Genomic DNA, 13,712 nt, shown 5'->3' on the forward strand with positions numbered 1-13,712 from the left:
TTTCAATTGTGCAAAAAAAAACTTAGTGAAAAACAGGCTTACTACTTAAATTTGCACGCAATTTGCTGATAGCAGACCGTCCTTAATCTTATGACTAATATGATAGCAAAAAAAACCGCCCGTTTCGTCTTTACCGTATTACTTTTTTTCACGATTGCAGGGTTGAATGCACAAAACGAGTCACAGGGCAAAACTCAGAACCAGAATCAAAGAAGCCAGGGAGAAACTACCAAGCAAGCGCCTACTGGTAATGATTTGGGTGGCGTTAATGTCGATAACATGTCCGATGCGCAGGTACAGGATGTGATGAAGCGTATGAGCGAATCTGGATATTCTGAAGCTCAGTTAGAACAAGCTGCGAAGGCCAGAGGAATGGATGCCATGCAGATTCAAAAGTTTAAAGAGCGGCTTGCAAAAATGAACGGTCAGAAGAAGGTGGAACAACCGACTGATGAAAATGCTGAAGAGGCCGATACAGAAGAGACAGAGAATGAGAAAAACCAAAAAAGTGATGAAGCAGAGCAAAGAAACTCAAGAATATTTGGAGCGCAGATGTTTAGCAGAGCCTTTTCGTCATTTGAGCCCAACATGCGTATGGCAACACCAGCTAACTATGTGATCGGTCCCGATGACGAATTACTGCTGGATTTAACCGGGGACAATGAAGTGAGCTATAAATTAACTGTTTCGCCTGAGGGTTTTATTTCATTGGAATATGTTGGTCGTGTTGCCGTTGGTGGCCTGACTATAGAACAAGCTAAAAGCAAAATCAAAGCTCAGATGGATAATACTTATCCTTCTTTGAGAAGTGGCCGGACCCAGTTGTCTTTGAACCTGGGTAATATAAGAAGCATCAAGGTAATTATTAGCGGCGAAGTAATGCGTCCCGGAACCTACACATTGCCTTCGGTATCGAGTGTTTTTAATGCTTTGTACAATTCGGGCGGTCCTAACGACCGGGGATCTTTCAGGAATATCCAAATCATCCGGGGCAATAATGTGATTGCGACGGTCGATCTGTACGACTTTTTGATCAATGGTATACAAACTGGGAATATAAGATTGCAGGATCAGGATGTGATTCATATACCGGTGTATCAGATCCATGTCGATGTTATAGGAGAGGTAAAGCGTTCTGCTATCTATGAAATCCGCCCCGAGGAGTCGCTGGTTGACGTGCTACGTTATGCGGGAGGCTTCTCTGACCTGGCTTACAAGGCGCGCGTAAAAATTGTTCAGAACACAGCAACGGCCCAGAAAATCATCGTTACACCTTTGTCCGAGTTCCCGAATTACATGCCGAAAAATGGTGACAAAGTATTTGTAGATGCCATTTTTGACAGGTTTGAAAATAAAGTCCAGATAAACGGGGCTGTAGCGCGGCCGGGCATCTTCGAGTTTAAGCCGGGTCTAAAACTTTCCGAACTCATACAGCAGGCAGATGGTTTAACGCCTGATGTATTCATGAGCAATGGTTATATTATTCGCGCTAACGCTGATAATACCAGTTCTATTGTGTCTTTCGATGTGGCCGAAGTGATGAAGGGGGGCGCATCCGATTTAGAACTTAAGAGAGATGATGTAGTACAGATCTCATCCATATTTGATTTGCGTGACGAATATACCGTGTCAATCGGAGGGGAGGTACGCAAGCCAGGTTCTTTCGCATTTTCGAATAACCTGACCGTAGAAAACCTGATCCAGATGGCCGGAGGTTTTAACGAAGGGGCTAATCCAGCTAATATTGAAATTGCCCGACGCGTAAAAGGAGCTGATTTAAGCCAAACGACCGCTGAGACTGCTCAAATTTTTAATATTGCGGTTGATAGTAATTTGAGGATTGTAAATAGAGATTTTGTGCTGCAGCCATTCGATAAGGTTTCTGTCCGTCCTATTGAGGGGTTTATGCCGCTGCGCCAGATACAGGTTATTGGCGAAGTTATTCGTCCAGGCGTATATACAATAAAATCAAAAAACGAGCGCATCTCGGACGTAATAAAAAGAGCGGGCGGGCTCACGGCTTTTGCATATCCTGAGGGGGCGTCTCTGAAAAGACCCGGAAGTTTCGATGATTTAAACGAGAAACTTGATAAAGAAGAAGAAGATGTCAAAGCTTTAAATCTTCAACGGCTTAATCAACCCGACTCTCCCACTGAAGAAGGGGGAAATGCCGCTCAGAGAATTAATTTAACCAGGAAGGCAACATCAGATTTGGTAGGAATTCAATTAGACAAAATCTTAAGTAATCCTGAATCGAGGATTGATTTAGTGCTTGAAGGCGGTGATATTATCAGAGTTCCAAGCCTGCTGCAAACCGTAAAAGTAACGGGTGAAGTTTTGCGCCCTGTTAATGTGGTTTATGTTCCTGGAAGACCCTTTAAGTACTATATTAACAGTGCTGGTGGTTTTGCTGACAACGCGCTGAAAAGAGGTTCCTTTATAAGTCATTCTAACGGATCTGTTCAGGGGACTAAAAAGACGATATTCTTCAACAACTATCCAGAAGTTAGGCCGGGATCCGAAATTTCTGTTCCGCAGAAACCATTTAAAGAAAGAATGTCGGCACAGGCCTGGGTAGGAATTGGCACAGGTATAGCTTCGTTGGCCGCTCTTATTTTTGCAATATTGAAATAGATAATAGGGTACAAGCATGTCAGATAATATAAATAGCAGAACCCCAGAATTGAATAAAAGTGATGAGACTTCACTAAAGGACTTGATTTTATCCATTAGGGAGTGGCTCAAGTATTTTATATCAAAATGGTATTTGATTGGCATTATTGCGCTAGCAGGAGCTACTTTGGGGTTAGTTTATTCTTTGTCAAAGGAAACAGTTTATATAGCAACAACAAGTTTTGTTCTCGACGCTAGCAATAGGAGTGGCGGATTGGGCGCGTATGTCGGCGTGGCAAGTTCCTTAGGAATAGATTTGGGCGGAGGCACAGGCGGATTATTTGACGATCAAAATATAATTGAACTGTATCGTTCAAGGAAAATGTTGTCCAAGACTTTACTTACAAAAATTGGAGGTAAAAATGAATTACTGATAGATCGCTTCATTGAGCTTAATGGATATCGAGAAAAATGGAAGGAAAACGCTAATTTCAAAAATATACAATTCAAAGAGGATAATAATTATAGAGATCAAGCAGAACAAATTATTCATGACAGTATTATCGGTAGGTTTGTTAACGATATAGTCAAGAATTATCTGGAGGTAGAAAAGAAGGATGATGAAATAAACATCATATCAGTTGTAGTATCCAGCCGTGATGAAATATTTTCCAAAGCATTCAACCAAGCGCTTGTGGAGAATGTCAATCAGTTTTATTTGGATACAAAAACGAAGGTGGCGGCCGAAAACGTTTCAATTCTTCAAAAAAAGGTAGATTCAGTTCGAGCTAGACTAACCGGAACAATTAATAGAGCTGCGGCGGTATCTGATGCGACGCCTAATCAGAATCCTACTCGCATGAGCCAGCGAATCGCTCCCATACAAAATGCTAATGCAGATGCGGCCATAAATCAGCAAGTTTTAGGTTCGTTGTTACAAAATTTGGAATTAAGCAAAATCTCTCTAATCAAGGAAAAACCGTTGATACAGATTGTAGATGAACCAATCTTACCTCTCGATAAAGATCGTTTGGGAAAAGTTAAGGCAATGATCATTGGTGGGTTTCTGGCCGCATTTATGATGATGCTGTTTCTTTGCGGCAAGAAGATAATTCGTGACGCTTTAAAAGAGGACGCCTGATGTGTAAAGAAAGGCGTAAGTGCGGCATATAACTATCAGGCTCTCTTTATGTAAGGCAATTATATTGCGTTGAGGCCTTACGTTCTAATAAAAAGTAAAGATCGGCTGTGGAGTGCTGGAAAAAGGGCTGAATTAAGAGTGCGGGATTTGAAAGCATAAAATTCGATAACGCAGTATAATCTATAAAAGCTTTGGGACCCCCAATTGCTTACTTCTCAGCTTATCAAATAAATGTGTTATAAAAATAAATGTCAGACAATAAACGTATTGCGAGAAATACTCTATTCCTCTATTTCAGAATGATGCTGGTGATGGGAGTATCTCTATACACATCTAGAATAGTTCTAAGAGAGTTAGGCATCTCTGATTACGGCATCTATTCTTTAGTCGGTGGTTTTGTCGCTATTTTCAGATTTTTAGACGCCTCAATGTCCTCTGCCGCGCAACGTTATCTGTCTTTTAACATCGGCCAAGGATGTAATCAGCAATTGAGAAAGACATTCAGTACGATTGTCGTAATTGGAATAGTTATTGCTGCGTTAGTGCTCATTTTTGCCGAAACGATCGGATTATGGTATATACGAAATAAAATGGTCTATCCTGTAGAAAGGACTTTTGCAGTACATGTAGTTTTTCAACTTTCTGTCGTCACCGCTTTAATTGGAATAGTTCAGATACCATACAACGCTTTGTTGATAGCGAGAGAAAAAATGAATGTATACGCCTATTTCAGCACAGCTGAGGTGTGCCTAAGGCTTATTACTGTTTTTTCACTAGTATATTGGGGCTCAGATAAACTCATTGTGTACGCAGTGTTAGTTTTACTTACTACTGTGATCGTACAGTCTCTTTATCAAGGATATTGCCGAATGAACTATAAAGAGAGTAAATTTAAATTTTACAGGGATTGGCCCTATTACAGAGAACTAGTCAGCTATTCAGGATGGAATCTTTTTGGAAGTATTTCGATTGTGGCAAAACGACAAGGTAACAATATCGTCTTAAATCTTTTTTTCGGTACAGTTGTGAATGCGGCTTATGGAATTATGAATACAGTTGTTACCGCTATAACATCCTTTGTCACAAATTTTCAGATCGCTTCAAATCCGCAGATTATCAAACTGTACGCGTTAGACGATTTTGACGGTATGCAAAAATTAATAAATCAAACAGCCAAATTTTCATTTTATTTAAGTCTCATTTTTATGGCCCCGGCGTTTTTAAATATTGATTATATCCTGGATTTATGGTTAGTTGAGCCGCCGAAATATGCAGGGACTTTTACTCGTTTGGCTCTTGTATTTACGTTAGTGGATGCTATTTCCGGTCCGTTGATGACAGGTATAACGGCTACTGGGAAGATAAAAGTTTATCAAATAGTAATCGGATTCCTTAATATATTAAACTTGCCCCTATCATATTGTGCCTTTAAGTTTAAACTTTTTAGCCAACCTCAAATTATACTCTGGATATGGATATCCATATCCGTTCTTTCCTTGTTTTTCAGGTTGTACTTTTTTAGAGTCTTACTTCATATGAAGTATGATATTAAATCATTTTTTATGAAAGTTCTGCTTCGGATTAGCATAGTTTGTCTTCTTTGTATCCTTGCCGGATATTTCCTTAGTCACTACATGTCCGTGGATTCTCTCACCCGTTTAATACAACAGACTTTTGTTTATTGCGGATTGTTAATGCTGTTTATATACTTCTTTGGGACTGAAAAAAGTGAGCGAATGATAGTATTAAAGCTAAGGCAGAAATTGACAGACAATATCAAAAAAATCGGACTAAAATGAGACTGTTGACAAGGATTAAGAGGCTATATCAGGCCTTAAAGGTTATTTCTGCTCCTACGAAACCACCATTTTTAATAACTACTAACGGATCGATCGTGAGTACAGGGAAGGAATCTTACCACAACGGAAATTTTGTAGCGAAAGGAAATGGAATATTGGAAGTGGGTAGCTATTGTGCTATAGGGTCAGATGTTAAAATAATACTTGCCAACCATGACGTTAGTAAAACTTGCATGCAATACACCTTTTACAAAAAGAATTTTAATTTGCAAGCGTCGCATCAAGACAAGATCGTTACTCGGATTGAAAATGATGTCTGGATTGGGGATAACGTGATCATTTTACCTGGAGTGACAATTGGAACTGGTGCGGTGTTGGGAGCAGGAGCAGTCGTGACGAAAAATGTAGCCCCTTATTCAATTGTTGCAGGCTGTCCAGCTAAACTAATAAAAATGAGATTTAAGGAGGATAAGGTTAAATTATTGTTGGAGTCCAAATGGTGGACTTGGAGTGAAAAAAAAATTAGAGAAAATAAAGAATTTTTTTTATAATGATTAACTTATATTGGTTTAAGTATCATAAAGGACAAGGAAATTTTGGGGACGAATTGAATCCCTATCTTATCACAAGATTGACAGATGTTCCTTTTCGTTATGTCAATGTTAGGTTTCTTAAAGAGAATAAGATCTCCGCCTTAAGACTGCTTTTATCTTATTTCTGGAACCGTAGACTGGATTTAAAGGACTTTACGCGATATCTTTTCTACAATTTTTTTTCTCCTCCTACAATTTTTTTATGCATAGGAAGTGTTTTGGATCATTGCGAATACAATAACGTAGTGGTTTGGGGTTCCGGGATTATCAGCAAAGATTCAAAAATACCAAAAGGAACATATCTCGCCGTTAGGGGCTGTAAATCATTAGAAAGGGTGAAAACAGCCGGTTTGCCCGCAACCGATGTTGTAGGAGATCCAGCCGTTTTGTTACCTATTATATATAAACCTTCGAATGCCAAGAAATACAAAATTGGCATTATTCCGCACATCGCTCATTACGACAGGGTAAAGTCAATGTTTAATGAGAAAGAAGTTGTAGTTATTGATCTCTTAGCAGAGATAGAAAAAATTATAGATACGATTTACGAATGTGAATTTACTATATCTACCTCTCTGCATGGTATAATTGTATCTCACACTTACGGAGTCAAATCGGTATGGGCTGAAGTCAACGACATAAATTTGTCGGGCGACAATATAAAGTTTCAGGACTATTTTTCGTCTGTAAACATAGAGCCGTATGCTCCGATAGATATAAGCTTATTATACGGTTTAACCGTGGAATCTATAATCGAAAGAGTGCAAATGGAATATGCAAATGCTTTGTTGCCAGATGAAAAAAGAATTAGCGATATTCAAAGTAATTTGTTAAAGAGTTTCCCCTTTCCTCTTAAGGCACACATAAGAAAATTAATGAGATAGATGGTTAATCCTATAATCACTGTGATTATTCCCGTATATAACGTTGAACGCTATCTGCATCAATGTCTTGACTCTGTTTTAAATCAAAGCCTTACAGATATCGAAGTTATATTGATTAATGATGGCTCTACTGATGAAAGTGGGATAGTGTGCGATAAATATGCAGAAAATGACAGTCGGATTCGTGTCTTTCATCAGCAAAATAAAGGGGTCAGCGCCGCTAGAAATTTAGGTATTCGAATGGCAGTGGGGGACTGGCTTTGCTTTGTTGACGGAGATGACTTACTGGCTGATGAATCTGTTTTAGAAACCGTTACGAATACTAAATCCGAAGATCCGGAGATCGTTATAGCCAGATCGTTTAACTTTATAAATAGCAAGAAGGCCGACGAAAGGTATTATTTTGATAAATCAATTATTGAGACCTCTTTTGATGGACATGGGTTAATCACGTCCGAGAATTACAACAGGGGAAGCGTGTGCGGATGTTTGTTTAAGCGAACCTTTGTAAATATCTTCGAGTTGTCATTTCCTGAAGGGTTAAGGAATGCTGAGGATAGTGTGTTTTTCATTTTATGTGTTACTTATAGCACAAAGATTCAATTTTCAAATGTTGATTTTTATTTCGTAAATAGTAGACCTGAAAGCGCATCTCGAAGTTGGACAATTGATAGAGTGGAATCAATGACAAAAGGAGTTGACTTTTTGTACTCACGCATGGACAACGATAATAATCTCACAGCGAAGCAAACTGCCGTTATATATTATGGGATATATATATTGTTTTCTTCCATTGTTCATAAGTCCTACTCCATTAAATCCATAGGAAACATAATCAATCTAAGATTAAGTATTAAAAACTCATTCAGGCATAGAATTAAGACAGGACAAATTAGCTGGAATAAAGCCAAAATACAAGTTTTAAATCTATCGGTCACCGCCTTCATTTTATTCACTTATACGAATATTTTCATCGGAAAAATACTTAAAAGTTTTATAAAAAAACGCGTTTGAAAAAAAACTTAATATCAATTATTTGTCCGGTATACAACAAGGAGCAGTATATCACGGCTACTATAAAGTCTGTATTAAATCAGAGCTATTCGAACTGGGAGTTAATTTTGGTAGATGATCAGTCAACAGATCGCTCATTTGAACTTGCGTTATCCTTTCAGGAGCTAGATGAAAGAGTGAAGTTGTATAGACGCTCTGATTATACTTTGAAGAAAGGGGCGTCAGTGTGTCGAAATATAGGTTTAGAAAAGGCCTTAGGCGACTATGTTATTTTTTTGGATGCGGATGATGTATTGACTCCAGACTGTCTAACGTATCGAAATGAAGTCATTAAAAAATTTCCGGGGAAAGACGGCTATATTTTTAATCACGGGTATTTTAAACACAATGTCGCAGCAAGAACGAAAAAGAATATAACATATCTTGCAATTGATACCTTGGCTTACAAGTTATATTCTAATAAAAACCGTTTGTTCTTGAAGAGATTCGCCTCTTATGCGTTGCCCTGGACGATATCTAATCCTCTTTGGAAATTATCGATACTAAGATCAGTTCATGGATTTAATGAAGGTTTTTCTCGTTTACAAGATCCGGAATTACATCTTCGTTTATTGTCGTTAGATCCGAATTTACATATTTCATATTATGGAGATAAAGAGACTGTGCTAATAAGGACTGATGAAGACCGAAGATCTGTTAATGCTACTCAACATCTGAAGAATCATTTAACTTCGATAGAGCAATTTCTTCTTTTTTTTTCGGAGTATTTCAACCAACGTAATGAAAAAGAGAATTTGAGATATTTGAGAGGTTATTTACTAGCGGCAGAACAAGGGTATATTCATTGGAAACAAAAAAATAAAATGTATGATGATGAACTTTGGAACATGTTATCCAATATAAGAAGATCAAGTACCCAATACGGCATTAGTACCAAACGGTACCACATCTTACTCAAAATAGTGCACTTCTTTGGAGAAAGAAGTTTTTTTTACAAATTGAAAATGCATACAATTGTCATTAACCTTTACAAACTAAGACTTTGGCTGTAACATAATAAAATTTTATGCTTCTTCGTGCCGCTGATACTATCCAATATATAAAAATATATTATGTATTATACATTTTTATATTAGTCTTAACCGGACCTATATATTTTTTATTTAAAAAAAGAATAAGTGGGGATGTCGCTCGCATCTTAAATTTCTTAGTGATTGTTAACATTATTGCAGCAGCCTTTTATTTTGGTCTGCGGAATAATGATGTGGGTGGAGATACATCTAACTATATGTATATATATTCGAGGGCGGGTCACCTCACTTTTAAGGAATTTTTAGCGATATATAACTCCGATGTATTTTTTTATGTTGTAATGTACTTGTCTCAAAAGGTCATTCCTGTGGGATTGTTCTTCTGCCTAATATCCTTTTTGTTTCTGTTAAGTTATTACACATTGGCTCGAGGCTATTTCAAAAAAAATGCACCATTTTTATTATTTTGTGTTCTAGGTACCTTCTTCTTAATATCATTGAACACAAACATTGTTCGCAATGCTCTTGGATTAAGCTTTTGTTTTCTTTTTCTCTATTACAGAGAGACAAGATCAAAATGGAGTTGGATGTTCTTAATATTAGCTGTTACATCGCACATTTCCTGTTTACTTTTTGTGATAGCGTATTTCTTCTCCCGAATTTTCTCTAAAAAATGCGATTGGCTTATAATCATATGGTTCATAGCTGTCGCATTGAGTGTTATTGGCGTAGGGTTGGAAAAGCTACCAATTGTCGGTGATTATATTGAATCGTATAATCGTTTAAATCAATATTTGGAGAAAACTGGGCAAAATGATAAATACCAGACAGGATTTCGGATCGATTTTACGATTTTCAATTTTATTTTTATTGTTCTTGGCTACTTTGCGTATAAAAAACAGTCAAAACCTAGGTATTATATAATGTATTTGATGCTTAGCATTGTATTTGTACTGTATTATTCTATGCCTTATTCAGATCGGGTTGGTGTATTTTCGTGGATTTTCATTCCTTTTATCACGTTTGATTTCGCTAATAGAAAATGGTTTACGAAATATGACCTCAACTTTACGATTTATTATCTAATCTGGTTCTTTATAACTTTAATTTCTGTTACCGTAGCCTTGTAAAATAAGTTCTATGCCTCTTGTAACCATTGGGTTGCCCGTATACAATGCCGAAAAGTTTATAAAGGACGCTATACAGTCCATACTGAATCAAACTTTTCAGGATTTTGAATTAATTATCATAGAGGACGGAAGTACCGACAAGTCTTTGGATATTGTTCGATCTATACCCGACCAGAGAATAATAGTCATTCATGACGGGCTGAATAAGGGCTTGCCCCAACGGCTAAATGAAATTGCACAACATGCCAAGGGGAAATATATCGCACGAATGGATGCAGATGACATAATGTTTGTTGAAAGAATTGAATCCCAAGTTCGAATACTTGAGACCAATGGCGGGATTGATGTTCTCGGCACGACCATTTTGTCTATCGACGAACGAAATGGAATAAGAGGTGAGAGGAAACAAAAGCAAAAGGTTAGAGGTCAAAAATTAGTGTACCCGGTTGCATCATTTACGCACCCAACCATTATGGCGAGAAAAGAATGGTTCATTGCTAACCCTTATGATCCCCAAGCGACAAGAATAGAAGATGCGGAACTATGGTGGCGTACTCAACAAACGAATAATTTTTTTGAGCTAAAAACTCCGCTTTTGTTTTACAGGGAATTCGGTGGAAAATATTATAAAAAGTATCTTAAGGCTCTAAAAGGCATGAATTATGTTCTAAAAAAGCTATTTAAAAACAAGAATCGTCAATTGCGCTTCGTCACTTTTGCAAAGATCTACCTGATTTTTCTTGCGAAATCCCTTTCGTACTGGGCTTTATATTTGTTAGGGATGGAAGACGCTGTAATAAAGCGAAGAAACAGACCATTAAATGTTGCGAAATTAGAAAGATTTCAAAACGAATTAAGAAAATCATTAACCACCCATGATTAAGATATGAAAGTATATAAAATTTTCACCCTTATCTTTGTTTGTTTCTTTAACTCGGATTATTCGAGTGCTCAATTTCGTTATAAACCTCTTCCTGCCAATTACTTGCAAGATATGCCGGAAAAATATGACAAAATGTTACTTTCTGCGAAAAAATCGGCAGTAGATCTCACAAATTATTTGCCTAAAGGTTACGAAAAAGACGGGACAGTCGATTATACTCAATATCTGCAAAGAGGAATTAATGAAAACAGTACTATCTTGCTGCCTAATTTCCCAGTTCTGGTAAGTGGAATATATTTGAAAGAACACTCAAGTGTCATTTTTCAACAACACTCAAAATTGATAATGAAGCCTAATGCCTTGCCCCGTTACCAGGTAATTGCTATTCATGGGGTGAAAAATGTAGTTATCTATAATGCAAATGTCGAGGGAGATCGTGGTTATCACAAAGGAACAAAAGGAGAATGGGGGTTTGGAATAGACATCCGTGGATCAAGAGATATCACAATTGTCAATGGAAAGATCAACAATTGTTGGGGAGACGGTTTGATGGTCGCTGATACTAAGGCTCATATAAATCCTTCCGCGAAGGCTTTTTACCCAGTTGATAATATTCGTGTTATCAACTTGTGGGTCGACAATAACCGGCGAAACGGGATTAGTATAACCGGCGGCCGTAATATCTTACTGCAAGATGTCGTCTTTTCCAATACTAATGGTACGGCCCCGGCGTGCGGGATAGATATTGAGCCGGACCATAATCGCGGAACGTTAGATAATATCATTTTAACCAGACCCTTCACCTTCAATAATTACCGGGCAGGAATTAATATCAACTTGATGGCCTATGTGGACAAAACTCCAAAGAAAGGGAATATACAAATTCTTAATCATACAGACAGCCTTTCATACATCGGGATGTATTATGCAGGGTTTAAAAAGCCTTCTTCTTCTGAATCAGCTAAGGCAAAAATGAGCGGAAAAGTTCTTGTCAAGAATTCAAGATGGATTGGTAATGTATCTCAAGCAAGACCGTCTGCAGTTAATACAGCCAATTACCAGGATGTAATTTTTCAAAACCTTAGGATCTTTGATGTGGTTAATCGAAAAGCGATAAGAAGTTTGAATAAAGAGACCCGTATTAAAAAAATGATGACACCTGAGAAAGGGTTTATAATTCAATAATTCGGATAACAAGATAAAATCATAAGAGAATTGAAATGAAGGAAAGACTTTACACGGTTTTACCAAATTTTTTACAATCAGTTTTGATTTCAATATATAATATCAGAGCTTATAAAATTCGTTATGGTGGGTTATACAAAAACTATCGCAAGGAATTTTTAAATAATAGGAATAAGTCTCGAGAAGAACTTCTGGAAATTCAAACCCTAAAGTTCAAAAAATTTTTAGATAATGCAGTGTCTGGCTCAGAGTTTTATCGAGAAAAAGTGAAGGGTAACGGCAGGTTTAACGACCTAAAATCTATTGACACTCTTCCTATAATAGATAAGGAAGAGTTTAGAAAGAATGTGGACAGGATAAAGCACATGGGGAGAAATAAGCTGGTACTATCTAAAACAGGTGGTACTACAGGAAAGTCATTAGAAATTGGCTACACCCATGCGAATGTGCAGGAACGCAATGCTATGCTCGATGACTTTCGTTCACGTCATGGGTATGAACTGGGGAAAAAAACTGCTTGGTTCTCTGGAAAGAATTTATTGACAGATCTCGATGTTAGGAAGAGTCGTTTTTGGAAGACAGATTGTTACTATAAGGTCAGGTATTATTCAACCTTCCACATCAAGCGACAATATTTGAGCTGTTATATCGAAAATTTGATCAGGTTTAAACCCGAGTATCTGGTCGGTTTTCCATCTTCAATTCTTGAGATAGCGAAGTATGGTATCGAAAACAATTATCAATTCCCAGAGAATACAGTGAAGGCAATCTTTCCAACTGCAGAAACTGTCACCGCTTCAATGAGGGAGGTTATAGAATCATTTTTCAAGTCAAAAATGTATGATCAGTATGCGTCTTCCGAAGGTGCGCCGTTTATATTTGAATGTGAAAAACATCATTTACATCTTGAATTACAAAGTGGAGTCTTTGAGGTCCTAAACGAAAATAACGAATCTGTTAATTCAGGACGTTTAATTGTGACGTCATTTACGACGGAAGCATACCCACTAATTAGATACGATATAGGAGATAGAATTACGCTGGCTGATAAAAACGTTTCGTGCAGCTGCGGTAATCATAATCCGATTGTTGAAGAGATTTTAGGAAGAAGTGACGATTTCGTTTATTCACCGGAACATGGAAAAATAAATTTAGGAAACGTTTCAAATACGCTAAAAGGGGTGAAAGGAATTGTTCAGTTTCAAGTGATCCAAAATGAGCTAAGTTCCATTGATATTTTAATAATAAGGGATGAGAATGTTTATAAGGAACATTTTGAAAAAACCTTTAAGAAAAACTGGATACAGCGCGTAGGCGATAAAATGGATATTAATCTTAAATATGTTGATAATATTCCCTGTGAAAAAAGTGGGAAGTTTCGAATGGTAAAAAACAACATTAAAGGAGTTGTGGACAAAATATTTAACTAGCGCAATTTA

The 13,712-nt window shown here is 37.3% G+C and carries 11 protein-coding genes; all 11 read left to right on the forward strand.

All coding sequences use genetic code 11. The annotated features are described in order from the left end of the window. Positions 1–99 precede the first annotated feature (99 nt). The 11 genes from ACU37H_RS18805 (at position 100) to ACU37H_RS18855 (ending at position 13,703) form a co-directional block, all read left to right on the forward strand. Entirely contained in the window at positions 100–2,634 is a 2,535-nt protein-coding gene (locus ACU37H_RS18805; protein ID WP_472706013.1) for an SLBB domain-containing protein, read from the forward strand. 16 nt (positions 2,635–2,650) lie between these two features. Continuing rightward, positions 2,651–3,754, forward strand: a complete 1,104-nt coding sequence (locus tag ACU37H_RS18810; protein WP_472706015.1) for a GumC domain-containing protein — start codon at positions 2,651–2,653, stop codon at positions 3,752–3,754. 248 nt (positions 3,755–4,002) lie between these two features. After that, positions 4,003–5,553 (forward strand): lipopolysaccharide biosynthesis protein, encoded by a 1,551-nt coding sequence (locus ACU37H_RS18815; RefSeq protein ID WP_472706017.1) that lies wholly within the window; start codon positions 4,003–4,005, stop codon positions 5,551–5,553. Positions 5,554–5,558: 5 nt separating this feature from the next. Continuing rightward, positions 5,559–6,104, forward strand: a complete 546-nt coding sequence (locus ACU37H_RS18820; RefSeq protein ID WP_472706019.1) for a CatB-related O-acetyltransferase — start codon at positions 5,559–5,561, stop codon at positions 6,102–6,104. After that, positions 6,104–7,030, forward strand: a complete 927-nt coding sequence (locus ACU37H_RS18825; RefSeq protein ID WP_472706021.1) for a polysaccharide pyruvyl transferase family protein — start codon at positions 6,104–6,106, stop codon at positions 7,028–7,030. Before ACU37H_RS18820 ends, ACU37H_RS18825 begins: the two co-directional genes overlap by 1 nt. Next, complete coding sequence (locus tag ACU37H_RS18830; protein WP_472706023.1) at positions 7,031–8,044, forward strand: glycosyltransferase family 2 protein; 1,014 nt, start codon at positions 7,031–7,033, stop codon at positions 8,042–8,044. Next, positions 8,041–9,096 (forward strand): glycosyltransferase family 2 protein, encoded by a 1,056-nt coding sequence (locus ACU37H_RS18835; RefSeq protein ID WP_472706025.1) that lies wholly within the window; start codon positions 8,041–8,043, stop codon positions 9,094–9,096. The genes ACU37H_RS18830 and ACU37H_RS18835 overlap by 4 nt, the downstream gene beginning before the upstream one ends. A 14-nt stretch (positions 9,097–9,110) precedes the next feature. Beyond that, complete coding sequence (locus ACU37H_RS18840; RefSeq protein WP_472706027.1) at positions 9,111–10,205, forward strand: EpsG family protein; 1,095 nt, start codon at positions 9,111–9,113, stop codon at positions 10,203–10,205. A 10-nt stretch (positions 10,206–10,215) separates the two neighbouring features. After that, complete coding sequence (locus ACU37H_RS18845) at positions 10,216–11,088, forward strand: glycosyltransferase family 2 protein (RefSeq protein WP_472706029.1); 873 nt, start codon at positions 10,216–10,218, stop codon at positions 11,086–11,088. Positions 11,089–11,091: 3 nt separating this feature from the next. After that, positions 11,092–12,273 (forward strand): right-handed parallel beta-helix repeat-containing protein, encoded by a 1,182-nt coding sequence (locus ACU37H_RS18850; protein ID WP_472706031.1) that lies wholly within the window; start codon positions 11,092–11,094, stop codon positions 12,271–12,273. A gap of 35 nt (positions 12,274–12,308) precedes the next feature. Continuing rightward, entirely contained in the window at positions 12,309–13,703 is a 1,395-nt protein-coding gene (locus ACU37H_RS18855) for a phenylacetate--CoA ligase family protein (protein ID WP_472706033.1), read from the forward strand. Positions 13,704–13,712: the final 9 nt, after the last annotated feature.

This window comes from Niabella sp. ZPM-14 (assembly GCF_055693045.2).